Source organism: Novosphingobium sp. PY1 (genome assembly GCF_017312445.1).
Lineage (GTDB): Bacteria > Pseudomonadota > Alphaproteobacteria > Sphingomonadales > Sphingomonadaceae > Novosphingobium.
Genome location: NZ_BLTI01000017.1, coordinates 85,838 through 109,626 on the forward strand (window position 1 = coordinate 85,838; position 23,789 = coordinate 109,626).

20 protein-coding genes are annotated in these 23,789 nt (G+C 63.0%); 9 read left to right on the forward strand and 11 right to left on the reverse strand.

Going from position 1 to position 23,789, the window contains the following annotated elements; genetic code table 11:
• Positions 1 to 231 precede the first annotated feature (231 nt).
• Positions 232 to 1,860: an MBL fold metallo-hydrolase gene (locus J3474_RS21280; RefSeq protein ID WP_207095525.1), complete on the forward strand. Its 1,629-nt coding sequence runs from the start codon at positions 232 to 234 to the stop codon at positions 1,858 to 1,860.
• Here the strand turns inward: J3474_RS21280 and J3474_RS21285 are convergent.
• Together J3474_RS21285 and J3474_RS21290 are read right to left on the reverse strand one after the other, a co-directional pair.
• Positions 1,851 to 2,741 carry a ribose-phosphate diphosphokinase gene (locus J3474_RS21285; RefSeq protein WP_207095526.1) on the reverse strand — a complete coding sequence of 297 codons (891 nt, stop codon included), beginning with the start codon at positions 2,739 to 2,741 and terminating at the stop codon, positions 1,851 to 1,853. The two genes, J3474_RS21280 and J3474_RS21285, sit on opposite strands and share 10 nt — an antisense overlap.
• Positions 2,738 to 4,225, reverse strand: a complete 1,488-nt coding sequence (locus J3474_RS21290) for a thymidine phosphorylase family protein (protein ID WP_013836753.1) — start codon at positions 4,223 to 4,225, stop codon at positions 2,738 to 2,740. Before J3474_RS21290 ends, J3474_RS21285 begins: the two co-directional genes overlap by 4 nt.
• Before the next feature lie 247 nt (positions 4,226 to 4,472).
• Between J3474_RS21290 and J3474_RS21295 the strand changes: the two genes are divergently transcribed.
• On the forward strand, positions 4,473 to 5,024 hold the full coding sequence (locus J3474_RS21295; protein ID WP_158511828.1) for a carboxymuconolactone decarboxylase family protein: 552 nt from the start codon (positions 4,473 to 4,475) through the stop codon (positions 5,022 to 5,024).
• The gene (locus J3474_RS22830; protein ID WP_242528537.1) at positions 5,021 to 5,731 is read left to right on the forward strand and encodes an EthD domain-containing protein; all 711 of its coding nucleotides are present in this window, start codon (positions 5,021 to 5,023) and stop codon (positions 5,729 to 5,731) included. The genes J3474_RS21295 and J3474_RS22830 overlap by 4 nt, the downstream gene beginning before the upstream one ends.
• A gap of 128 nt (positions 5,732 to 5,859) precedes the next feature.
• Here the strand turns inward: J3474_RS22830 and J3474_RS21305 are convergent, their stop codons facing one another.
• Positions 5,860 to 6,489 (reverse strand): murein L,D-transpeptidase catalytic domain family protein, encoded by a 630-nt coding sequence (locus J3474_RS21305; protein ID WP_242528538.1) that lies wholly within the window; start codon positions 6,487 to 6,489, stop codon positions 5,860 to 5,862.
• 90 nt (positions 6,490 to 6,579) lie between these two features.
• Between J3474_RS21305 and J3474_RS21310 the strand changes: the two genes are divergently transcribed.
• Positions 6,580 to 7,665, forward strand: a complete 1,086-nt coding sequence (locus J3474_RS21310) for a L,D-transpeptidase family protein (RefSeq protein WP_242528539.1) — start codon at positions 6,580 to 6,582, stop codon at positions 7,663 to 7,665.
• A gap of 181 nt (positions 7,666 to 7,846) precedes the next feature.
• Positions 7,847 to 10,408, forward strand: coding sequence for a cation-translocating P-type ATPase (locus J3474_RS21315; RefSeq protein ID WP_242528540.1), 2,562 nt, complete (start codon positions 7,847 to 7,849; stop codon positions 10,406 to 10,408).
• A gap of 129 nt (positions 10,409 to 10,537) precedes the next feature.
• Here the strand turns inward: J3474_RS21315 and J3474_RS21320 are convergent, their stop codons facing one another.
• Both J3474_RS21320 and hisD read right to left on the reverse strand, forming a co-directional pair.
• Positions 10,538 to 11,302 (reverse strand): SDR family NAD(P)-dependent oxidoreductase, encoded by a 765-nt coding sequence (locus J3474_RS21320; protein ID WP_207095529.1) that lies wholly within the window; start codon positions 11,300 to 11,302, stop codon positions 10,538 to 10,540.
• Between the two features lie 96 nt (positions 11,303 to 11,398).
• Positions 11,399 to 12,730, reverse strand: coding sequence for a histidinol dehydrogenase (gene hisD / locus J3474_RS21325; protein ID WP_207095530.1), 1,332 nt, complete (start codon positions 12,728 to 12,730; stop codon positions 11,399 to 11,401).
• Positions 12,731 to 12,996: 266 nt separating this feature from the next.
• Here hisD and J3474_RS21330 point away from each other — a divergent pair, with 266 nt between their 5' ends.
• Together J3474_RS21330 and J3474_RS21335 are read left to right on the forward strand one after the other, a co-directional pair.
• On the forward strand, positions 12,997 to 13,545 hold the full coding sequence (locus J3474_RS21330) for a cupin domain-containing protein (protein ID WP_207095531.1): 549 nt from the start codon (positions 12,997 to 12,999) through the stop codon (positions 13,543 to 13,545).
• Positions 13,546 to 13,701: 156 nt separating this feature from the next.
• Complete coding sequence (locus J3474_RS21335) at positions 13,702 to 14,082, forward strand: UrcA family protein (RefSeq protein ID WP_041558541.1); 381 nt, start codon at positions 13,702 to 13,704, stop codon at positions 14,080 to 14,082.
• A 119-nt stretch (positions 14,083 to 14,201) separates the two neighbouring features.
• Here the strand turns inward: J3474_RS21335 and J3474_RS21340 are convergent, their stop codons facing one another.
• From J3474_RS21340 to J3474_RS21350, 3 genes are read right to left on the reverse strand one after another with little or no spacing between them, the layout of a single operon-like run.
• Complete coding sequence (locus tag J3474_RS21340) at positions 14,202 to 16,517, reverse strand: arylsulfatase (protein WP_207095532.1); 2,316 nt, start codon at positions 16,515 to 16,517, stop codon at positions 14,202 to 14,204.
• Positions 16,518 to 16,567: 50 nt separating this feature from the next.
• On the reverse strand, positions 16,568 to 17,845 hold the full coding sequence (locus J3474_RS21345; RefSeq protein WP_207095533.1) for a TetR/AcrR family transcriptional regulator: 1,278 nt from the start codon (positions 17,843 to 17,845) through the stop codon (positions 16,568 to 16,570).
• 34 nt (positions 17,846 to 17,879) lie between these two features.
• Positions 17,880 to 20,237 (reverse strand): arylsulfatase, encoded by a 2,358-nt coding sequence (locus J3474_RS21350; RefSeq protein ID WP_207095534.1) that lies wholly within the window; start codon positions 20,235 to 20,237, stop codon positions 17,880 to 17,882.
• A gap of 50 nt (positions 20,238 to 20,287) precedes the next feature.
• Between J3474_RS21350 and J3474_RS21355 the strand changes: the two genes are divergently transcribed.
• The gene (locus tag J3474_RS21355; RefSeq protein WP_242528542.1) at positions 20,288 to 20,581 is read left to right on the forward strand and encodes a hypothetical protein; all 294 of its coding nucleotides are present in this window, start codon (positions 20,288 to 20,290) and stop codon (positions 20,579 to 20,581) included.
• A 283-nt stretch (positions 20,582 to 20,864) separates the two neighbouring features.
• On the opposite strand, the gene J3474_RS21360 is transcribed toward J3474_RS21355, so the two are convergent.
• On the reverse strand, positions 20,865 to 21,170 hold the full coding sequence (locus tag J3474_RS21360) for a hypothetical protein (RefSeq protein WP_207095535.1): 306 nt from the start codon (positions 21,168 to 21,170) through the stop codon (positions 20,865 to 20,867).
• Entirely contained in the window at positions 21,163 to 21,633 is a 471-nt protein-coding gene (locus J3474_RS21365; protein ID WP_207095536.1) for a DUF983 domain-containing protein, read from the reverse strand. Before J3474_RS21365 ends, J3474_RS21360 begins: the two co-directional genes overlap by 8 nt.
• A 65-nt stretch (positions 21,634 to 21,698) precedes the next feature.
• On the opposite strand from J3474_RS21365, the gene J3474_RS21370 reads away from it, so the two are divergent.
• Positions 21,699 to 23,117 (forward strand): PLP-dependent aminotransferase family protein, encoded by a 1,419-nt coding sequence (locus J3474_RS21370; RefSeq protein ID WP_207095537.1) that lies wholly within the window; start codon positions 21,699 to 21,701, stop codon positions 23,115 to 23,117.
• A gap of 107 nt (positions 23,118 to 23,224) precedes the next feature.
• Here J3474_RS21370 and J3474_RS21375 read toward each other — a convergent pair whose 3' ends face one another.
• A complete protein-coding gene (locus J3474_RS21375; protein ID WP_207095538.1) occupies positions 23,225 to 23,749 on the reverse strand; it encodes a MarR family winged helix-turn-helix transcriptional regulator in 525 nt (174 codons plus the stop codon).
• Between the last annotated feature and the right edge of the window lie 40 nt (positions 23,750 to 23,789).

Sequence of the window (23,789 nt, forward strand, 5' to 3'; positions counted from 1 at the left end):
AAGGTCACCTCCGAGACTGGTCAGGGCGCCGCTTGGCCCGAGACCGAAAGGCCGCTGCCGCGACAGGCTGGGCACAGGATGGCGCAAACTGCTCCAAAAGCACAGCCTTTCCGCCATCTGCTGTAAAGGCTATGTCCGGGACCGGGCGGGCGATCCATGATCCAGCGCAATTACGCAGCCGATTGCACGTGGCAGGCATGGGAGAGGCCCGTATGAGAGGAGAGCCAGCCCATGGCCGACGAAGACACGCTATCGCTCCGTTTCCATGGTGCGGCCGGGACCGTCACCGGATCGTGCATGGAATTCCAGCTTGGCGGACGGCACCTGCTGGTCGACTGCGGCATGTTTCAGGGCTCGCGCAGTCTCGAAGCGCTCAATCACGGGACCTTCGATTTCGACATCGACAAGATCGATGCCGTGGTCCTCACTCATGCGCATATCGATCACTGCGGGTTGTTGCCCAAGCTTGTCGCACAGGGCTGGAAGGGAAAGATCTGGTGTACTCAGGCAACTTCCGATCTGCTGGAATACATGCTGGGCGATGCCGGGCGCATCCAGGAAAGCGAGGCGGAGAGGCATAACCGCAGGCGCGACCGGGCGGGCGAGGAGCGCTTCGTGCCGATCTATACCGCGGAAGATGCCCTGAAGGCCTGGCGCATGTCAGAGCCGGTCGAGCGCGAAGAGTGGTTCGAGCCGGTGCCCGGATTTCGTGCCCGCCTCTGGAATGCCGGCCATATCCTTGGTTCTGCTTCGGTCGAACTGATGATCGGCGGCGTACACATTCTGTGTTCGGGAGATCTCGGCCCCGAGCACAAGGCCTTTCATCCCGATCCGGAAGCGCCGGCGCAGTTCGACTACGTCATTTGCGAATCCACTTACGGCGACCGCGCGCGCCAGAAGCTGACAATGGCGCAGCGCCGCAGCCAGCTCGAGCGCGAGATCAAGGACGCCATTGCACGCGGCGGCAACCTCGTGATCCCGACTTTCGCGCTGGAACGAACGCAGGAACTGCTGCTCGACATTGCGCGCCTTGCCGATGCCAACCGCATTCCCAATGTGCCGGTCTTCGTCGATTCGCCGCTGGCAAGCCGGGCGACCAAGGTCTTTGCAGCCCATGCCGATGAACTGGAAGACATCTGCGGCGACGACATCTTCCATCATCCCGCGATCCACTACGTCGAGGATGTGAAGGAATCGATGCGGATCAACACACTGTCGGGGGCGATCATCATGGCCGCCTCGGGCATGTGCGAGGCAGGCCGCATCCGCCATCATCTCAAGCACAACCTGCACAGGCGCGAATCGACAGTCCTGTTCGTGGGCTTCCAGGCGCAGGGCACGTTGGGCCGTGTCATCCTGGAGGGAGCGAAGCGGGTGCGCATTTCGGGTGAGGACATCAATGTGCGCGCGCAGATCAGGCGCATCGATTCCTATTCTGCCCATGCCGACCGCGACGAGCTGCTGGCCTGGATCGCGGCGCGGCGGCCCATAGTCGGCAGCCTGTTCCTGAGCCATGGCGAGAGCGAGGCGATCGCGTCGCTCAAGGCGCAGGTGGAAAAGGATGACCCGAAGCTGCGCGTGATCAAGCCGCAGATTGGCGAGGTCTATGCGCTGGGCGCAGGCGAACCGGCGCGGCGTACGCAGACCGGCCGGCTCGATCTGGAGCAGATGGCCGGCACCGACTGGCAGAACGAATACGCGGACTTCGTCTCGAACCTCAAGGCGCATCTGGGCAAGATCCGCGACGAAAAGGCGCGCAAGCAGGCGCTCGCCGACATGCGCCGTGTTCTCGACAGTTACAACGAGGCGCGCGAACGGCAAAAGCGCCGCCACGCGCCGGGCGATAACGATCAGGTCTGAAGCAGGCCCGAGGACTTGAGGGCATCGGCGAGGAGCGGCGCCAGCGTCGGTCCGCAAGTCGGGCCGGGAATGCTGTCGGTCGAGACGATGCGCGCGATCCCGCTGGCTGTCATGCGGGCAAGGTCTTCGCTACTGGCGAGGCAATGCGTTGCCAGCGCCTCGATGCGCTGCGCACCGGCTTTGCGTAGGGCACCTGCTGCGGCGATCAGCGTCTCTCCGCTGGAAATGACGTCGTCCACCAGGATCGCACTGCGCCCTTTCGCCTTCTCGATCCCGGCAATGGAAAGCGCGACCTTGCGATCGCCGAAGCGCTCCTTGCTGCCGAGCAGCATGTCGAGGCCGAGCGGCCGGGCGATGCTCTCGATCCACTGACGCGATTCGCTGTCGGGTCCGACGATGACCGGGTCTTGCCCGGCCTCTATCGCGCTGGCCAGAACCGGGGCGGCCGAGAGGGCTATCGCGGGAATGCCCGGCACGGCTTGGGCCAGGGTGGCCACGCGGTGAAGGTGCGGGTCGACGGTGACGATGCCGTCGAAATGCGCGGCGATGAGCTGCCCGATGACGCGCTGGCTTACCGCTTCGCCCGGTTTGAAGGCCATGTCCTGGCGCATGTAGGCGAGATAAGGCGCGACCAGTACCACGCGCCGCGCGCCGCCGTCGCGCGCTGCCGATGCGGCAAGGATCAGTTCGATGAGCTTGGCGTTGGGGTCGTTCAGCGAGCGGTGAAGAACGACTGTTGGCGCGCTTCGCGGCACCTGCACGAGGCTTTCGAGGTCGGGGAAGCGGTGCACACCGACCTTGTCGCAAGGCAGTCCCAACTGCGCTGCCAGTGCTTGCGCGCTGGACAGGGAATGCGCAAAACCGAGGACGAGGGCGTTCAACGCAGGACCTCGTAACCGCTGTCCTCGCCAGCCAGATCGCGGGCAAAGCCCAGGCCCGTCTCGGACTGGGCATGGATACGATAGAGCGCTTCTCCCTTGCGGACCTGTTCGCCGACCTTGTGCAGCAGGTCGATGCCTGCGCCCTTGTCCATCGGCGCCCCGGCAAGGCGGGCGATGCGAGCGATCACGTGGCAATCGATCATGCTGATGCGACCATCGAGCGGCGCGCAGACTTCATGCGTGAATTGCCCAGGCGCGAATTTCTCGGTCTGCGGGCCCTGCGCAGCGATCAGCCGTTCCATGGCCTGCAAAGCGGCGCCGGACGCCAGCATTTCCATCGCCCTGGCAAAGCCTCTTCCGCCCTTGAGTTCGGGATCGAAATCAAGAATGTGCCCGGCCAGCAGCAGCGCCCGGTCGCGCAGGTCTTCGGGCGCATCGGAATCGTTGCGCAGCACCGCCATGACGTCGCGTGCCTCCAGCACCGGCCCGATGCCGCGCCCGATCGGTTGGGAACCGTCGGTGATGACGACGTCGATCTCGATGCCCAACTTGCCTGCGACATATTCGAAAAGCTTGCGCAGGCGCACGGCTTCGCTTTGCGAGCGGACCTTGGCGGTCGGCCCTACCGGGATGTCGAGCACGAGATGGGTCGATCCTGCCGCCAGTTTCTTGGAGAGGATCGAGGCGACCATCTGTTCGAAGGTATCGATGCGCAGCGGGCGCTCGACGGAGATCAGGATGTCGTCGGCGGGTGAAAGGTTGACCTGGCCGCCCCAGGCCAGGACGGCATGTTCCTTCGACACGATCGCCTGCATGTCCCTCGCGCACAAATTGACATTGGCGAGCACTTCCATCGTGTCGGCGGTACCCGAGGGCGAGGTGATCGCGCGCGACGAGGTTTTGGGCATGATCAGGCCGTGCGCGGCCACGATCGGGACGACGATCATCGAGGTGCGATTGCCGGGAATGCCGCCGATGCAATGCTTGTCGACCACCAGCGGCGACTTCCAGTCGAGCTTCTCGCCGACGTCGGCCATGGCGCGCGTGATCGACAGCGTCTCCTGCGTGCTCATGAATCCGGCGCAGGCGACGAGGTAGGCGCCGATTTCCATGGGCGAATAGCGATGGGCGGCGATGTCGCGCACGATGGCAACGATTTCGCTGTCTTCCAGCGTATCCCCGTCGATCTTGCGGCGCACGAATTCGAGGCTGACCGGCGGGCGGGCCTGTTCGATCACGACTTCGGCGCCTTCGGGCAGGCCGAGCCGGCGGAAGGCCTGTTCTCCCAGTCCGATCTCGCCCGCCGTGATCCAGGCGCTTTCGTCGACGACTGCGAGCGTGGCGAGGATTTCCGAGGTATCGCTGCTGATCCGGATCTTGCGCAGGGCCTGGAACTGCTCAGCCGAGTAGCCATTGCCGTGACGCAGCAGGAAAGCGGTGTTCTCGGGGTGAGTGTCGATGGCCAGGCGTTTTATCTTGAGCATCCACGACGACCTTGCATTGCCTTTGCACGTTCTGGCCCCGGCGGGTGCGGAATGCAATTCTGCTCTTCCCTACAGTCGCTTGGCCCGGTCGCTGCAGTCTGCTGAAGTAAAGGGATGCCGAGGCGCAATACCCTGGGATCGCAATCGTACTAGGACTTTCGATAGGTGTGAGTCGCGTCGAGAACTGGAGACTGCAGCCTGCGCGGGTAGTATTGTCTGCAGGATAGAACATACCGGGAGAATGAAGATGTCGAGGATTCGGCTGCTTGAGCTTTCAGAGATGGATCCGGAAATGGCGGAGATCGCCACCAACATGCAAGAGATGGTCGGCGATGGAACGGCCATGCGAGCCGTGGCCCACCGCCCCGATATCGTGAAGGCTTTCGGTGCCTTCTATGCCCAATTGCAGATGCAGGGACTGCTCAGCCGCAAGCTCGTCGAACTGGTCCGGCTTGCGATCGCGCAGATCAACCAGTGCGCGAATTGCCTGCAGTCGCGGTATCAGGATTCGATCGAGGAAGGCCTGACCGAGGAACTGATCGCGGCGCTGCCCGGGGTTGAGACTTCGCCGCTCTTCTCCGAACGGGAGCGTGCGGCCATCGTGTTCGCGCAAAAGATGGCCTTCAACCACTTCGACGTCGGCGATGACGATTTCATCAGGCTGCACCAGCATTTTAGCGAGGAAGAAATCGTCGAGCTTTGCTTCGATGTCGCCCAGTTCATCGGGATCGGTCGCATGTTCGCGGTGCTTGACGCCACCAACACGGCCTGCGCCATTCCGGCGATGGCCGCGGAATGAGCCAGAGTCACCAACGGGCTAAGGCGGGTCTTTATTTCAGCGCCGCGCGCGGTGGGGAAGAGGGCCTGCCGGCGGAAATGAAGGAGGCCGCGGCGGCGCTGCTGGCCGATCTGCCGCCCGGAACCGACCTGCGCATAGGGCGAAGGCTCACCGGCTACGATCCGCTTCCTCACGAAGTGCTGATGGCGGACAGTCCGGCCCCGTTCGATTATGTCTTCGAGGCCAGCGGCGCTGGCGACGCGGCGGCAGAGCCCTTGCAGGTCGCGATTGCAGGCATGGCGCGCGTTCTGGGCGATCGCATCGACAGGCAGACGGCCGCCGTTTTCGCCGGAACCGAAATCGCGATCACGGCCGGTGACGGGCCTGTTTTCGTCGTCATGCCGCTACGCCGTGTTCCCTCGCTCAGCCATGACGACTTCATGGACCAATGGTTCGGTCGCCATGCCGCACTTGGCGAGAAGGTGGAGGGCGTGCGCTATCGCCAGAACCATGTCGATGCGACAGCGACGGCGGATCTGGCCGGGCGGGTCGGTTTGTCCTTCCCGCCGATGGATGGTCTCACCGAGTCGTACTTCGACGCACTGGATGGCGCGCTCGCGCTTCTCAGCCGCGAGGATGTGGCGGTTGGGGCGATCGAAGACGAAAAGCGCTTCATTCATCACCCCACATCCCAGTTCGCGCTCTACGAGACGCTCTGGCGATCGTGACCAGGAATGCGGGCGCATGGTCTGCATGCGCCCATAACCCTTCTTGATCGCCATCAATGCCGCGCGGCGTGAAGCCGGCCACGAGAAGGACCGGATCGGCCAAGGGTGATGCAGCGGTGAAACGACGCCTACTTCCAGGCAAAGAGCAGGCGGCCCTCGCCCAGATGGCCGAGCACTTCGTTGATGTCGTGAACCGGCACCGAGAAGCATCCCAGGCTGCGTCCGATCCTGCCGCTGAGGCGCGCCATATGCGGGTTCACATAGTCGGCCCCGTGCATCACGATGGCGCGACTGGCCGCATTGCTGTTGTCCGGGTCGAGCCCGACGAGACGGCCCGAGCGTCCGTGCTTCCCGTAATAGGTGGAGGCCGTCAGGAAGCTGCCGCGGGACGAGGCATTGGAACCCGGCCGATTGGAGAACCGCTCGAGGAATCCGCTGTTGCCCGGATCGGAGCCGCGCCCGTGCGCGACAAAGTACGTCTGCAGTATCCGACCGCTGGACAAGTCGACGATCTGGAAGCGCGGGTTGCGCGAAGGCTGCGAAAAATCGACGAGTCCGACCACGTCGCGGTGGCGGATTCGGGATGCATGGACATCAAGAGCGGCCTTTGCCTGTGGCAGCAGGTCTGATTCTTCCGTAGATCGGACCGCGGCGAAAGCGCGCGGCGCGACCAGCCCCGCAGTACCCACAAGAGCGCCGCCAATGATATGGCGCCGACTGAGAGTCATGATGTGGAAATCCTCGATACCGTTGTTCATGACGTAAGGTCATCGGGCGTCAATTTCAAACCGTTCATCGCGATTGCCGCTCTCCTTCGGTCAATACCGGTTGTATTCACGGCATTCTTTTTGACGCCAGGCGCCGCGCGCGCGCAGGACCCGGTCGATTGGACGCCCGCCACGCTGGCAAGGCTCAAGGATTGGGTGGCGCGGGCTCCGGAAGATGCGCTGCCGGTTCTCGACACCGGCCCCTTGCAGAAGGCGCAGGCCCGAGGTGACGCTCATGCCGTGTCGCAGGCTGCAACGGCCCTCGCCCTGGACCTGGCGCGTATGCAGCTGCTCGGGGCGGCTGGCGCGGGTCAGCGTGCAGGCTGGCACATCGTCGATACCGACAGGGCCGTCGACTTGCGTGAACGGCTGGCTCGCGCGGTGTCGCTCGATGTCCTGGATTCCTTTTTTTCAGGGCTGCAGCCGCACAGCGGTCAATACGAGGCCCTGCGCCGGGCCTATGCCAGCGAGGCCGATCCGGAACGCCGCCTGACCCTTGCGCGCAACATGGAACGTTGGCGCTGGATGCCCCAGTCGCTCGGGTCCGATTACGTGCTTGTCAATGCAGCCGCGTTCGAAGCCGAGTTGTGGCGTCAAGACCGCCGGGAGGGCACATGGCCGGTGATCGTCGGCAAGCGCTCGACGCCAACCCCGGTGTTCTCCGCCAGGATAACCGGCGTGATCCTCAATCCCTGGTGGGTGGTGCCCGCCAGCATCGTGCGCGAGAAGCATGGCGTATTTCCTGCTCGCCTCGGCTACGTTCGAAGCGGCGGGCAGGTCCGCCAGAAGCCGGGGCCGGGCAATGCCTTGGGGGAAATGAAGCTCGACATGCCCAATTCCTTCTCCGTGTATATTCACGATACGCCCAGCAAGGATCTTTTCGCAAAAGACGTGCGCGCATTCAGCCACGGCTGCATTCGTATAGGCGATGCCCTCGGCTTCGCAGCGAAGGTGCTTGGCGGCGAACACGATCGAGAGAAGGTCGATACCATCGTCGCCAAGCAAGAGACGACGCGTCTGACTCTCGAAAAGGCGCTGCCGGTCTACATCACCTACTTCACAGCGGGCACCGATGCAGAGGGCCGGCTCCGATTCTATCCCGATCTCTACAAGCGCGACCGTCGCACCGGCGATCCGACCTCGGGAGGGAATGCCTGCAATGGCTGAGTAGGGAGGGGCGCTTGCGTCTCTTTTCGAAGCGGGCCGAGGTTGTCCACCATACGCGCATGCGTTCGATGATCTCGATCAAGGGGCCATCCTGGTTTGTCTGACATGATACTGCGGGTCACATTTCCCGCCAAAGCCGGTATATTGGGTTCCGGGCAATAGACGTTCCCGAAAGGAGATCATGGACGGCCAGGCCTCAGGTTCGATGCGAAGGGGCCTGCCAAGCGAGGTGGCAGCAGCGCGCCTTCGCGAAGAAGGCCCAAATGCCCTGCCGGGCGCGCGCAGCCGCTCTCCCTTGCGCATCGTACGTGACGTGCTGCGTGAGCCGATGTTGCTGCTGCTGCTTGCGGCAGGCGGAATCTACCTGCTGCTTGGCGATCTTCACGAGGCGCTAATCCTGCTCGCCTTCGCCGGGCTCACCGTCGTCATTGCCATCGTTCAGGAAGCCAGGACGGAAAGGGCAATCGATTCCCTGCGCGACCTCAGCATGCCGCAGGCACTGGTCATTCGCGATGGCCACAGGCAGCGAATACCCTCGCGCGAAGTGGTGCGCGGTGACCTGATGGTTGTCGGGGAAGGAGACCGGGTCGCTGCAGACGGCTGGGTCATCGAAGGCTCTGGACTGCAGGCCGACGAGTCTTTGCTGACCGGTGAATCTGTACCGGTCGCCAAGCCGCCTCTGGAGGGCGAGCCTGCCGCGCAGCCGCCCCGTCCGGGAGGTGAGGACCTGCCTTATCTTTTTGCGGGCACTCTCGCCGTTCGCGGGGCAGGGACGGTCGAAGTGGCTGCAACCGGGCTGCACAGTGAAATCGGAAGGATCGGTCAGTCTCTGGTCTCGCTGGAAACCGAAGTGCCCCATCTTACTCTTCAGACGAAGCGGCTGGTGCGCTGGCTGGCCGTGCTCGGCCTTGGCGTGAGTGTCCTTGCCATCCTGCTTTACGGCCTGCTGCGGGGAGGCTGGCTGGAAGCCTTCCTTTCAGGCATCGCGATCGCCATGTCGCTCCTGCCGGAGGAGCTTCCGGTCGTCCTCACCCTGTTCATGACGATGGGCGCCTTTCGCATGGCGCAAAGGCGTGTGCTGGCACGCCGGGGCAGTGCGATCGAGACGTTGGGCGCCGCCACTGTCCTTTGCACCGACAAGACGGGTACGCTCACCAAAAACCGCATGGCGATTGCCGAGTTGCGGCTGCCCGACGGTTCGGTGCAGCGGCTCGATGGCGAAAACGACACGCTCGGGTCCACCTTCGCCGAACTGGCGGCCCTTGGGATCTCGGCGTGCCTGGAAGAGCCGTTCGATCCGATGGAACAGGCGTTCCACGCGCTTGACGACGAATATCCCGAGCGTGAGCTCAAGCTGCGCAAGCGCAATGGCTGGCACCTGCACCGGCAATATCCGCTCTCCTCACAGCTCCTGGCGATGGCGAATGTGTGGACCAACGGGACGACATCCGACGGGATCGTCGCCGCGAAGGGCGCGCCCGAGGCTATTGCGCAGCTATGCGGCATGACGGATGACGACCGCGCTACCCTGGAAGCGGACGCCGCGCAGATGGCTTGCAAGGGGCTACGGGTTCTGGGCATTGCCGAGGCCCGTTGGCAAGGTGGGAGCCTGCCGGACGACCAGAGCGGGTTCGCATTCACCTTTCGCGGTCTCGTCGGCCTTGCCGATCCGATCCGCGCCTCGGTCCCGCCGGCAGTCACGCAGTTGCAGGAGGCCGGCATCCGCCTTGTGATGATCACCGGTGACTACCCTGCGACAGCGCGCGCCATTGCCCGGCAGGCCGGCATCGTCGAAGGCGATGTCCTGAGCGGGGATGAGATTGCGCGTCTGGATGATGCCGAGCTGGTGCGCCGTGTCGGCGGCGTCGCGGTCTTTGCGCGGGTGATGCCCGACCAGAAACTGCGGATCGTGCGGGCGCTCAAGGCAATGGGCGAAGTCGTCGCAATGACCGGGGACGGCGTGAACGACGCCCCTTCTCTCAAGGCTGCGCACATCGGCATCGCGATGGGCGAGCGGGGAACGGATGTCGCCAGGGAAGCTTCATCGGTCGTCCTGCTCGACGACGATTTCGGCTCGATCGTTACCGCGGTCCGGCTTGGCCGGCGCATCTACGACAACTTGCGCAAGGCCGTTGGCTTCATTTTTGCGGTCCACATTCCCATCGGTGGCCTTGCCATTTTCCCGCTTCTGGCAGGCTGGCCCTTGATCCTGGGTCCGGTGCATATCGCCCTGCTCGAAATGGTCATCGATCCGGTCTGTTCGCTGGCCTTCGAGGCAGAGCCCGAGGAACCCGACATCATGCGTCGGCCGCCCCGGGCGCCGGAGAGCCCGCTGATCTCGCGAAGCCTGCTGGGCTGGTCGCTTATGCAGGGCTTCCTCGTATTGGCCTCGTTGCTGCTGCTTTCCGGCTGGGCAAGCCATGGCGCCATTCCGGCAGATGCCGCGCGGACGACGAGCTTTGCCGGTCTCATCGTCGCGGTACTTGCACTCGTGCTGGCCAATCGCTCGTTCCGCTCGCTGGCACCGGGCGGCAAGGTCGAACACAACCTGCCACTTGCAATCATCATGGGGCTGGTGGTCGGGGTATTCTCGGCGGTTTTCCTTTCTCCCACCGTGGCTTCGCTTCTCGGCTTTTCGGTCCTTCAGCCCGTTGGCATGCAGGCGGTCGGGATCACCGCGCTGTTTCTTGGCGGAGCCTTGTCGCTCGCAAAACTGCGGTTCGGCCGGGTCTTGACCAACTGACGGTGCCGGGTTCAGTGGCCGTCGCCAGCCCATCGTCGCCGCCACTTCATGGCCGCCTCACACCAAGGTGAAATTGTTGGCGAGGTTCCGGACGTAGTTTCCGGGAAAGGACCCGAGTATCTCCAGGTTCTATTCTGCGGTCCAGCCGCCGTCGACGACAAGGCTCGTGCCGGTCATCAGGGCGGAGGCATCGCAGGCAAGGAATAGCACGGCGCCCATCAGGTCTTCGGGCTGGCCGATCCGGCCCAGCTTGATCTTGGACAGGACGCTGGCCCTGAAGGCCTCGTCCTCGAAGAAGGGTCTGGTTAGCGGCGTCTCGATGAAGGTAGGTGCAATCGTGTTCGAGCGGATCCCGTGCGGGGCAAGGTCGAGCGCAAAGGCTTTGTTCATGCCTTCCATCGCCCATTTGCTGGCGCAGTAGAGCGAGCGGTTGGGGCCGCCGACATGGCCCATCTGCGATCCCATGTGGATCAGCGAGCCTTGCGTGCCCGTGCCCATCATGCGCTTCACGCAGGCCTGGGCCACGAAGAAGGCACTTTTCACGTTGAGGCCGAGGACGGCATCGAAATCATCCTCGTTGGCATCCCACATCGGTTTGGGGCGATTGGTGCCCGCATTGTTGACGAGTACATGGAAGGGATCGCGGCTCTCGAAGAAGGCACTGACCGCCGCGAGGTCCGAGACGTCGAGCGTGACGGCCTGCGCCTTGTGCCCGGCTGCCTCAAGTTCGGCTACCGCCGCCTCGATCTCCGATGCGGTACGCGCAACCAGCGTGACTTCAGCCCCGGCCTGGGCCAGTGCGGCAGCCGCGGCAAGGCCGATGCCGCGGCCCGCGCCCGTTACGAGTGCACGTCGCCCCTCGAGACTGAAGCTGGGAGTTACAGGCAAGGTCATGTCTCTATCCTTTGGTCCTTGGCTCGCGTTGTTGTTTCGCGGACGAAGCGGCCTGCCCACCGCAATTCGTTTCTCTGCCGGGGAGAGGCCGAAAAGTCAGGCCTTCGTCTGTTCGGTCGGTTCGGCTTGCCCAGCATAGGGGACGTTGCGCTGGCCAAAGCGGCGCACGCGGATATTGGCCTGCTCGCCGTGCCCGGCAAAGCCTTCCAGCGCGCACAGGCGCGAGCAATACTCGCCGATCAGTGCCGAGGCCTCGTCGGTGGTGACGCGCTGGTAGGTGCAGGTCTTCAGGAACTTGCCGACCCACAGCCCGCCGGTGTAGCGCGCCGACTTCTTCGTCGGCAACGTATGGTTGGTGCCGATCACCTTGTCGCCGAAGCTGACATTGGTGCGGCTGCCCAGGAACAACGCCCCGTAGTTGGTCATGTGCTTGAGGAAGTAATCTGGCTCGGCTGTCATGACCTGCACGTGTTCTGACGCGATCTCGTCGGCGATCCGAACCATCTCGTCGTAGCTGTCGGCGACTATCACTTCGCCGAAGCTGTCCCAGGCCTTGCGGGCATGGTCGGCGGTGGGAAGGATCTGCAGCAGGCGCTCGATCTCGGCCATCGTCTCGCGGGCGAACTTCTCGGAATTGGTAAGGAGCACGCCGGGGCTGTCGGGGCCGTGCTCGACCTGGCCGAGGATGTCGGTTGCGGCGATCTCGGGATCGCAGCCCACGTCATCGGCAATGACCAGCGTCTCGGTCGGGCCGGCGAACAGGTCGATGCCGACACGGCCATAGAGCTGGCGCTTGGCTTCGGCGACGAAGGCGTTGCCCGGGCCCACCAGGATATCGACCGGATCGATCGACTGCGTGCCCAGCGCCATTGCGCCCACGGCCTGGATGCCGCCCAGCGCATAGATCGCATCGGCGCCGGCCATGGCCTGCGCGGCCACGATCGCGCGTGCGGGCCGACCCTGGAACGGCGGCGCGCAAGTGATGACACGCTTCACGCCCGCGACCTTGGCGGTGATCACGCTCATGTGCGCAGAAGCCAGGAGCGGATACTTGCCACCCGGCACGTAGCAGCCGGCGGAATTGAGCGGGATGTTCTTGTGACCGAGCACGACGCCGGGCATCGTCTCGACTTCGACGTCCTTCATCGAATCGCGCTGGATCTGCGCGAAGTTCTTCACCTGAGCCTGGGCGAATTCGATGTCCTTGCGCTCCTGCGCGGTAAGGCTGTCGACGCAGGCGTCGATCTCAGCCTGCGAGAGGCGGTAGTCTTCGCGGTCCCACCCGTCGAACCTGTTCGACATTTCGCGTACGGCTTCGTCGCCGCGCTTCTCGATGTCCGCCAGTGCCGCTTCGACGATGTCGCGAACCTTGCGGTCAGCATCTGCCTTCGCTTCCGCCGATGCACCGCGCTTGAGCCAGATGGCCATCAGTTATCTCCCGGGAAATCTCGTGAACCGGGCCCTTGCATAGCTCACTGGCGACGCGAAAATATGCATGACCGTCGCAAGTTATCGATGGGCGACTATTGATGTTATGCCGTTGTTGCCTGGGGCGGACCCGGCTAACCGGATTTCCAGGCAAGAATGAAAGGAGGCCGCGCCCATGCGACCGATGTGTTCCCCGGTCAGCTCGATGTCGCCGATCTGCTCGCTCTCCTGCCGTTCGGCGTTCTTGAACAGAAGGTGATGAGAACATGAGCGAAGTCCTTTCCGATTCCGGTTTGCCGCCGGTGCAGCGCGTGGTCACCGGTCATGACGAGAACGGCCGCGCAGTTTTCCGTTCCGAGGATTGCGAGCCCACCCGAATGGTGCCTTCCGGCGATGCCTCCTTCCTGACGATCTGGACGACCGCCACGGTGCCAGTGGACAACAACGACGAGACGGAGGGGCGCGCCCGTGCGACCGGGACAACGCTGGAGGGCGGCTCGGTGATTCGGGTGGTCGACATGCTCCCGGGCAAGCAGAGTCCGATGCACCGCACCAATTCGATCGACTACGGCATCGTGATGAAGGGCGAGATCGAGCTCGAATTGGAAGATGGCCGCAAGAAGACAATTCGCGAGGGTGGGATAATCGTCCAGCGCGGAACCAACCATCTCTGGCGCAACACGACCGACGAAGTCTGCCGGATCGCCTTTGTCCTGATCGAGGCGCCCGCCTACCTGCACAACGGGGTGCCGCTCCATGAAGCCAAGCCCGAGCAGGTCGATCCCGTCTACATCGCGGCTGCCAGCAGGCCCTGATCGCCGCTTGTTCGATCTTTCCGGCAAGGCAGCGATCGGGCAAGGATTGCGACGGATCAATGATCTGCGATACTTCCTCGCGCAAGAGCAGGGGCGGAGGTTTGTGAAATTATGGTGTATGGGACACGGATCATCGGTACGGCGGCGCTCTGCGGCATGACCCTGGCTCTGTCGGCGACGGCGGTTATCGCGCAGGAGCGGCCACCCGGCGATGCGCAGGAGCCGGCCACGCCCGAGGAAATCGTCGTCGAGGCCCCGCGCTCGGTGCCAGCCCGGGTCGAGCGTTCCAGCTCGACCGGCGCGCCGATCATCACCACGACCGTGCGCATTCCGGTGCTCTACAATGATCTGGACCTGAGCCAGCCTCACGATCAGGACAGGTTCATGACTCGCGTGCGCAGCGTCGCCCGCGACGTGTGCGACGAGCTTGACCGGATCTATCCGTTCAATCCGGATCAGGACTGCATGACGCGCGCCCTTGCCAACGGCACGAAAGCCGCCGAGCAGGCGATAGCCGAGGCGCAAACTGTACCATAGAAGCCCCCGCCATGAGCGTGCGCAGGCTGACGGCCGTGCTGAAGTCATTCGCCCGTCGCGGGATCGATGACCGCGTGGGCCTGAGCGATGCTGTTGGCAGGAAACCCCGCCGCATCGACCTATTTCCTCTCCGGTAGCGAAATCGTGATGCCGTCTACTGCCGCGCCGGTCATGGGATAGCCGAGGTGATCAGCTTGCGGATAGGCCGCCACCGCTGATCCGCGATCCCGACCGACATCGAATGTCTCGTCGATTGTATAGACCCCGGTCGTGCTGGCGCGCAGGCGACCGGCCCCGACCTGTTTGCCATCCACGGTCAGCGTGACATCGCCGCCCTTGCCGTAACCACCACCGTCATAGTGGAAATCGACCGCGATAGTGCGCAATCCCGGCTTGAGCGGTGTGTCGGCCTGAACGTTCAACGTCTGCAGGTCGAACAGGCGATAAGTGAAGACCGGACGTGACTGTTCATCCAGCCAGAGCGACCAGCCCGCCGAATGACCGCCCAGCGCACCGATGACGCCCTTCGCTGCCTTGCCGGCTTCAATCTTGGCCTCGATGCGCCACGACTGGTTGGCCATTTTCGGGAGTGCGGATTCCGGTATGGCCCGCGCCGTTCCGGGATAGGTCACGCTCTTGCGACCCGCCGCCAGTTCGGGGAGGCCGGATCGCAGGTGCTGCCCTTCGATCGGAAGAACGTCGTTGCGCGCAGCTTCGGCAAGGAAATCGGCCTGCATCTGTGCCAGCCGGGCCGGCTCGCTGTCGGCGAGGTCAGTTACCTGGGTCGGATCGGCTTGCAGGTCATACAGACGCCACTGATCCTTGTCGGGCGAGGGCGCCATGGGATTGAAGCTTTTCCAGGGAAGACGGCCATGATCGGCCGCGGCGAACCAGCCATTCTCGTAAAGTGCGCGGCTGCCGAAAACTTCGAAGTACTGCCGCGTGTGCAGCTCCAAGGCGCGGGGTTCGTCGAAGCTGTAAATCAGACTGGTGCCGTCCATTGGTCGCTGGTCCACTCCGTTGACCATTTTGGGCGCGGCAATGCCCGCAGCTTCGAGAATGGTCGGGGCGATGTCGTTGACGTGGCTGAACTGGCTCCGGCGCTGTCCTTGTTCATCCGGCCCGATCTTCTCCGGCCACGAGATGACGAGCGGATTGCGGATGGCGCCGAGCCATGCGGGCATGGCCTTGCCCCACTGGAACGGCGTATCTGCGGCCCAGGCCCAGCCGGAATTGATGTGGGTATAGGACCGCACCGTTCCGGCGTCGCCGGTACGGGCGAGCTTGGCCGCTTCGTCCTGTGGCAGACCGATGAGGGCGCCAAGATAGTTCAGGCTGCCGAGCAGCCCGCCTTCGAGGCTCGCGCCATTGTCGCCCACCACGTAGAATACCAAGGTATTTTCGAATTGGCCGTCGTTCTTGAGCGCCTGCAGTACGCGGCCCACTTGCGCGTCGGTGTGGTCGAGAAAGCCGGCATAGGCCTCCATCGTGCGCGCCGCAAAAGCCTGTTGCTCGCGCGAGAGCGAATCCCATGCCGGAATTTCCGGTGGCCGGCGCGGCATTCTGGCATCGGCCGGGAACAGGCCCATCGCTTTCTGGCGGGCAAAAGTCTGCTCGCGCAGCTGGTCCCAGCCCATGTCGAAGCGGCCCTTGTACTTCGCGATGTAGGCGTCCGGTGCCTGGATCGGCGCGTGAATGCCACCGGTTGCGAGGTAGAGAAAAAAGGGATGGTCGGGCCGCAGCGCCTTCTGCTCGCGCATCCATGCGATCGAGTGGTCCGCCAGGTCTTCGCTCAGGTGGTAGCCTTCGCGGCGGGGCTGGTCGATCGGGGCGGTTCCTTCATAGAGCGTGGGCGCGAACTGGTCGGTTTCTCCGCCGAGGAAGCCGTAAAAGGTGTCGAAGCCTTCGCCGGTCGGCCAACGGTCGAAGGGGCCGGCCTGCGAGGCTTCCCAGTCCGGGGTCTGGTGCCATTTGCCGAAGGCGCCGGTTGCATAGCCGCGCTGGCGCAAGACTTCGGCGATTGTGGCCGTGTCCTTGCGATGGAAGCCCGAATAGCCGAGCCGCGCATCGGCCGAGTTCATGACTGCGCCTATGCCCGAGGCGTGCGCATTGCGGCCGGTCAGCAGCGACGCGCGCGTGGGCGAACAGATCGCAGTCGTGTGAAAGCGTGTGTAACTCAGGCCTCGTTTCGCCAAGGCATCCAGCGCGGGCGTTGCGACGGGGCCTCCGAAAGTGCTCGCCGATCCCCAGCCGACGTCATCCAGCAGGATTACAACGACATTGGGTGCTCCCGCGGGCACCTGGCGCACGAATTCGGGCGGCGCTGTCGGCGGCACACCTTGTGCGAAGGCACCGATGGGCAGGGCGAGGCCGCAGGCGCCGGCCAGCAGGAAGGGTAGCGTGCGGCGCGTGGCACCGTGGATCTTCGTCGCCATGTCTCTCCTCGATGATTCCTCTGATTATTTCTGTCGCGCCCTGTCCCGGTTCAGCGATTTACTGCCCTGGGCGGCGAGGCGAGCCCGTGGAGGAACAGTCTTGCGCATTCGTTCGAATAGATGTCGCGCTTCGCGGGTTCTGGAACTGTGGTGAAGGTCAGGAAGCGTGCCGCGAATGTCGCCAGGACGTAAAAGGCCCGGATTGCAGCCGAATTCGGTCGAGGGAGGCCGTGTATTGCCAGGAGCTCCGTCAGCGCCCTGCCCGAGACGGCAACACGCACGTCATGCCAGCGGGCGGCAAGGTCGGGGACGAGGTCGCTCTCCTGGATCAGGAGGCGATGCAGGCCGATATTTTCAGGCATGAGATGCCAATCGAGGACCTGCCTGGCGAGCGCGGTGAGGGCGGTCTCCGCATCGCTCGCCACGTCCAACTGCAATACCACCTGGCTCGTCGCGTGGATCTCGCGTTCGACGACATGGCGCAGGAGGTTCTCCTTGCTGCTGAAATGCCGGTAGACGGTAGCCGTACTGGACTGCGCGGCAGAAGCAGCCCGATTGATTTTCGCAGCCGGAAAGCCATGCTCGAGAAACTCGGTCAGTACGGCGTCCATCAGGCGCTGGACCTTTTCGGAAGAGAGCCGGACGGCAACGTTGCTTTCGATCGCAGGGGGGCGGGATGCATCCGCCAGGATCGCAGGGTCCAGGTCGTCGGTGTTGGCCATGCCTGCATAGCCGTGCAGGAACAGCTCGATCGCGGACCGGACGATTGCCTTGCGCGCCTGGTCTGCGGGTAGCGGCGTTCCCAGGAAGTATCGGCTGCCCTCGACCGCGAGGCCGCCGAAACGGCTCGCGGTCAGGATCGGATCGGCGGGCTGCAGGGCGCCCTTGTTCATCTGCACTTCGAGGTAGTCGGCCAACTTTCGCGACCTGGCGATACGGTCTTCGTGAAGATCGTCGGCCAGTTCCGGAAAATGGGTGGCGGCGACGATGTTGGCCCGGAACAGTCCGAAGTTCACGGGTTCGGCAAAGCCCCTGAAGAGACTTTCGCCGAAGTCGGACAATGTCTGCTCGACGTTCATCGAGGGCTCGACGAATGCGAGCCCGGAGTGGCCCTTGTCGAGCGCGTCGCGCACGGCAGCCTCGAACAGCGCTTGCTTGTTCGGGAACAGCTCGTAGATGCTCTGCTTGCTCATGTGAGCGGTGGCCGCGATCTGATCGACGCTTGTCCGCTCGAAGCCGATGTCCAGGAACACTTCGCCTGCCGCCTTCAGGATCTTTGCGCGGCTCGCCGTCAGCCTGTCGGACTTGCGATCATGATTCTCATTCATGAGCCGGTTCCTAGCAACGAAACTGTCCCGTGCGTCAATGCGCTGCCACTGGACCCGGCATGCCCTGCTTGCCCGGTTCGACATCGACCCGGATGATGCGGCCGGTGAACTTGCCGCCTGGCGCATAGTCGTCGGTTACGGGTGTGTCGGCATCGAATCCGATGTCGAGCGTGTCGGTCATTTCCGGAAGCTTGGAGATCGTCCGCGTAATCCGTCCCCGAGCTATCTCGCGGTCGTCAGCTCGAATGAGCATCTCGCCGCCTGCATTGGCGCCGCCGTCATAGGCAAAGTCGAAGACGAGTTTGGTCATGCCTGCTTGCAGGGGACGCTTCGCGGCTACCCGCGATTGGTCTCCGGCCAGTTGCGAGGCCGCCATCAGGGCGACAGGGCGGCCATCCTTGAGGTAGAAGCTCCAGCCACCGAAACGGCTGCCGAGCGACAGCACGGCGCCATTGGCAGCTTCAGGCAATTCGACCTGTGCGGTTATGCGGAAACTGCGCGCCAGCAGCCCGGCGGTATTGACCGAAGGGATGCTGGTTCCGGCACCCCAATACGTATAATCGCTGTGTTGCGGGTGCTGGGCCTGCGCTGCACCGAAGCGCGCTAGCGTCAACCTGTCGTCCAGTGGATAGACGTGGTTCTTCTCGGCCTCGTTGCGGAACAGAGCCTGCATTTCCTTCAGTCTTCCCGGCTCGCGCGATGCAAGGTCGTGCGCCTGCGAGAAGTCATGCTGCAAATCGTACAGTTCCCAGGCATAGTCGGTCGGCAGCTTCGATCCGTCTCCGCGCTTCCAGGGCTTGTTGACGGGCGTAGTGCTCGCCAGCCAGCCATGGTCATAGATGGCGCGGTTGCCCATCATCTCGAAATACTGGCGCTCATGGCGCTCGGGCGCGGTGGGGGCATCGAAGCTGTAGGTGAAGCTGATACCGTCCATGCGCTGCTGGTCCACGCCATTGACCCGTTGGGGTGCCGACACACCGGTTGCCTCGAGGATCGTGGGAACGATGTCGGTGACATGCGTGAACTGCGACCGGATGCCGCGATCCCGTATATGGTCGGGCCACGAGACGACAAGGCCGTTACGGGTGCCGCCAAGGTGCGAAGCGTATTGCTTGAAAAGACGAAACGGCGCGTTGGTCGCCCAGGCCCAGCCATATCCGTAATTCGAAATGGTCTGCGGACCGCCGACCTGGTCGAGATTGGCCAGCAGCGACTGCAAGTCTTCGGGCATGCCATTGGCGAAGGCAGCCATCGGGTTCGTACTGCCGTTCGGGCCGGCTTCGGCCGCGGCACCGTTGTCTCCTTCGATGAACATGACCAGCGTATTGTGGCTCTCGCCCATGCGGTCGAGTTCGTCGAGCACCCGGCCGATCTGATCGTCCTGATAGGCAAGCATCCCGGCATAGGCCTCCATCATCCGCGCGTTGATCCTGCGTTCATCCGGGCTCAGATCTTGCCAGGCGGTGATGCCTTCCGGCCTTGCCGTATTGACGGTGCCGCGCGGAATGATTCCCATCTTGAGCTGCCGCGCGTAGGTTTCGGCGCGCACTGTATCCCATCCCTTGTCGAACTTTCCGCTGAACTTCGCGATCCAGTCTGCCGGCGCCTGTACCGGGGCATGGGTGGAGCCGGTCGCGTAATAGACGAAGAACGGCTTGTCCGGCGCAGCGGACTTCTGGTCATGGATCCAGTGGATCGCCTCGTCTGCAAGCGACTTGTCCAGCACACCCTCGCTGAGCGTTGGGATGGAGGTCGTGCCACGATAGAGGGCGGGCGTGAACTGGTTGGTCTCGGCCGCCATGAAGCCGTAGAAGTATTCAAAGCCCAGTCCCGTCGGCCAAAGATCGAAAGGACCCGCCGGAGACACGTCGGCTTCCGGCGCGTTGTGATGCTTGCCGAACATGGCGGTGTTGTAGCCGTTCTGGCGTAGGACTTCGGCTATCGTGGCCGCACTTTTCGGCATGATGTTGTCATAGCCGGGAAATCCGGTGGAGAGATTGGCAACGATGCCGTTACCGACGGCATGATGGTTGCGCCCGGTCAGCAGAGCTGCGCGAGTCGGCGAACACATCGCCGTGGTGTGAAAGCGATTATAGATGAGGCCGCGTGTGGCCAGCCGGTCGAGATTGGGCGTCGGGATCGGCCCTCCGAACGTCGAGGCTGCGCCAAAGCCGACGTCGTCAGTCATGATCAGCAGGACGTTGGGCGCACCCTTCGGGGCAACCGGTCGCTTGGGAAATGCAGGAACCGAGTCGGCATACGTTTCGCCGATCTTGCCCGCAAAGGGGGCTGCCGGCTCTGGTAGCACCGATTGAGCCGCAGCGGGCGCGGATCCGGCTAGAACAAGGGCAAGGGAGCCGAATCTGCAAATCTTGAAGCGCCCTTTGCTCATCCTCTGCCCCTTCAGTCCAGTGCAATTTTTGTACGATTTATTTTCGTACGATGTGCGTTCTGTACGGCTTAATTTCGGACAATACAAGTACTGCAAATGGTCGCCTGAAGGAATTTGACACGCTGAAATCCGAATCACGTGTTCAGCCCGCACGCCCCTTCATCCAAACGCGGTACGGCGACGACTGCGAAGCCATCGCGGCTCAGGTCCTGACGGACGTCCCGGTTCAGGAGGCTCTCCAGCAATTGCAGAGCTGGAACCTTTTTCTGATTCTCCGTCCGGGAGGCGCCTCGATCACTCCGTCGGATATCGTGTTCAGCGAGCCGCCACGCGTGGAAGCCTGACGAGTGCGACTTCGAAAGATCGCGTCGTGATGGCTTGAAGCAGTCCGCCTGACTGCAGCGCATGAGGGCGAAGCGGCTTTTGCTATCAAAATCCGCTTCGCCAATGGCGGATGCTCGCAAGTTCAAATTCAAGGGATGGACGTTGCGAAAATACTTTCGCGGGCCCGAATGGATTGCGCTCAGGCGTTTGTCGGGCAGACTTGCGAGATATTGAAAGTCGATATGGCCGGGCTATGACCGGTCCGACCAACGCGTCAAGTTACCGGGCCAGTCATTTGTCGACCTAGTCCCGATGGAAAAATGCAGTGCGGCCGGCAAGGACGTTTCGTGCCATTTCACCGCTATCGTGCATGGCCAGTGCTCCTCCGGGCATTGCGTCATCCCAGAACTCCGGGTCGGCATATTGCTTCAGGGCGGTTTCGTAGCGAAGTAGCCGCTCGGCCTCTCCTGAGAGCAGGTTTGCTACCATCTGGACTTCAGGCAGGTCGTCGCCGCTGCCATCGAGCACAACCTGAGACAGGTCGTGACGTTTCAATTCGTCGAAGTATCCTGCTGCGACGCCGCGTGCGCGCTTGATGAGATTAGTCATCGCCATCCTCGCGAGCCCTTGCCGCGCGCGCATTGAGCTGCGCCCATAGCGTTTCGGTGCCGGCCTCCTGCGCCTTGTTGACGAACTGTGAAGCGACAAGCCATCCCTTGATGTATTGTAGGGGCCACACGCATCCGATTGCGAGCAGGGGGAAAGAGGTCAGAAGATGGACCCAGAACGGGGGTGAGTAGGCAACCTGCAGCCAGACTGCAAAAAACGTGAGCGGAAAGGCGACGATGCAAAGTGAGAAGAAGGCCGGTCCGTCATCGGGCGCTGCAAAACTGTAGTCCAGCCCGCAATTGGGGCAATGGTCGTTCAGTTTCAGCCACTTGTGAAACATGCTGGGATCGCCGCAGCGCGGGCAAAGGCCCTTCATCCCGCAGCGGAATATCCAGCGGGCCTTGTCCTGGCGCACAGCTTCCCGGCGATTGGCGGCGTTGTTATCGGTGCTGTCGGTTTCCATGATGCGAACTCGAACTTTCAGTTTCCCGTTTCGCGACTCGTATTAACCGATTATATGGGTTTTGTATGCATACAATATCAGCGCAAAAGGCGTCGCAAAAGTGGTTGCCCGCAATCTCAGGCGATGTTGGCCCTCTTTATCTGGCCATCAGTGCAGCCCTTGCCCGCGACATAGAGACAGGGCGGCTCGCACCGGGAGATCGCCTCCCTCCCCAGCGCGAGCTTGCCGACGCCTTGAACGTGGATCTGGGCACGATAACGCGTGCTTATTCCGAAGCACGGCGCCAAGGCTTCATTGCGGCAGAAGGACGCCGGGGAAGCTTTGTCCTGGCAAGACAAGCTGGATCAGGTTCTGCACCGCAAGCACGGGACGAGGCATTCGATACCGGGATGAATTTGCCTCCTATTCCGGCGAATAGCACCTTCGCTGACCGTTACACGGTTGCGATCGAGGAGGTCCTGCGAGGTCCAAGCGCCGCCAACCGCATGCAGTACCAGCCTGCAGGCGGGGCGCCACCCGATCGCCAGGCCGGTGCAGCCTGGCTCGCACAGCGCGCAATCCCGGCAACCGAGGACAATGTCCTGGTCACGAGTGGCGCACAATCGGCGCTCCACGCCATTGCCAATTCACTTTTCTCTCCGGGCGATGCCGTGTGCACTGCTTCGTATGTCTACCCGGGCTGGTTGTCTGTCTGTATGCGGCGCGACATCCGCATCGTTCCGCTCATAGCCGATGCAGATGGCATTGATCCTGATTCCTTTGCGCGTGCCTGCGCCGAAGATACGATCCGCGCGATCTATCTTGTCCCCACGAACGAAAATCCGACCACGGCGACGCTTCCACTGGAGCGACGCAAGGCAATCGCCGCTATCGCTCAGCGGCACGGCGTCGCAATCATCGAGGACGACCCCTACAGCTGTCTTGCAGCTGCGGAGATTTCCCCAGTCGCAAGCCTTGCGCCGGAACGGACCTGGCACGTCGCCAGTCTGTCAAAGATGATTTCGCCGGCCCTGCGCATAGCTTACTTGCGCGCGCCACATGTCCGTGATGTTCTGCGTCTTTCCACCGACCTGCATGAAACCACTATCATGGCCCCGCCATTGAACCTGGCGGTCAGCACGCGCTGGTTGCTCGACGGGACCTGGGCCGAACTGGTCGGCGAAGTGCGCAGCGAATGCGCGGCGCGGCAGAAACTTGTCGCGGGGATATTGGGGGCAGGTAGCTACCGGGCTGCTCCTGAAGGGTACCATCTTTGGGTTCCCCTTGCCTCCGATGCGAATGCCTTCGACCTAGTGGCTGCGATGCAGCCGCTCGGCGTGTCGGTCGTGTCGAGCCGGAGCTTTTGCGCCGGAAGCGAAGGCCGCAATCGTTCGATCAGGCTTTCAATCGGAGGCAGTCTGGACCGTGAAAGACTCCAGCGCGCCCTCGAATTGCTGGATGCCATGCTCAACCACCGCGACGGCTGGGTCATGCCGATGGTCTAGACCGCAGGCATGTGCTGGCAGGGCAGGCAGTCCAACCAGCATGGCTCGCTTCCCAGGAGTCAGGCAGAATGGCCGCATCGCGCCGGTCCAGACAGGGGCGAGGGCACCTATTCGGGGTCGTTCTGCGGGCGGGTGCGTTCGAGGAACAATGAATTGCCTTCCTCATCGGTCGCCTCCAGCGTGTCGATCAGGATCCTGAGGATGTGATCGAACATAGCGACTTCATGCGGCAGCAGTTTGGACATGAGATAGTCCGCCACCTGTCCGGTCTGCGGTTCCATTATCCGGAACAGCCTTTCCCCCTCTTCGGTCAGGTTCAGGCGCTTGCGCCGCTTGTTCTGCGGATCGCGCTCCACGCGGATGCGGTCGTTGCGCTCCAGCGCGAAGACGGCGCGGGAAACGCTCATTGCGCTTACCCCGGTCATGTCCACCAGTTCGTGGCTGGCGCAGCCGGGATAGCGACCGATCAGCATGAGCAGCCGAAACTCATTGATGCTGATCTTGTACTGCCGTTCGAGATGCGTCGAGAATGGCGCGAGGAGCTTGTTCGAGAGCTTGAGCAGACGGTGCAAGGTATCAGCATGGGATCCCGTCCCGTCATCCGGGCTCCTGTCGGAAATGTCTTGCGTCATGGCCGCTCCGCTGCGTGATTGCTCGCCGAATGCCAGCCTA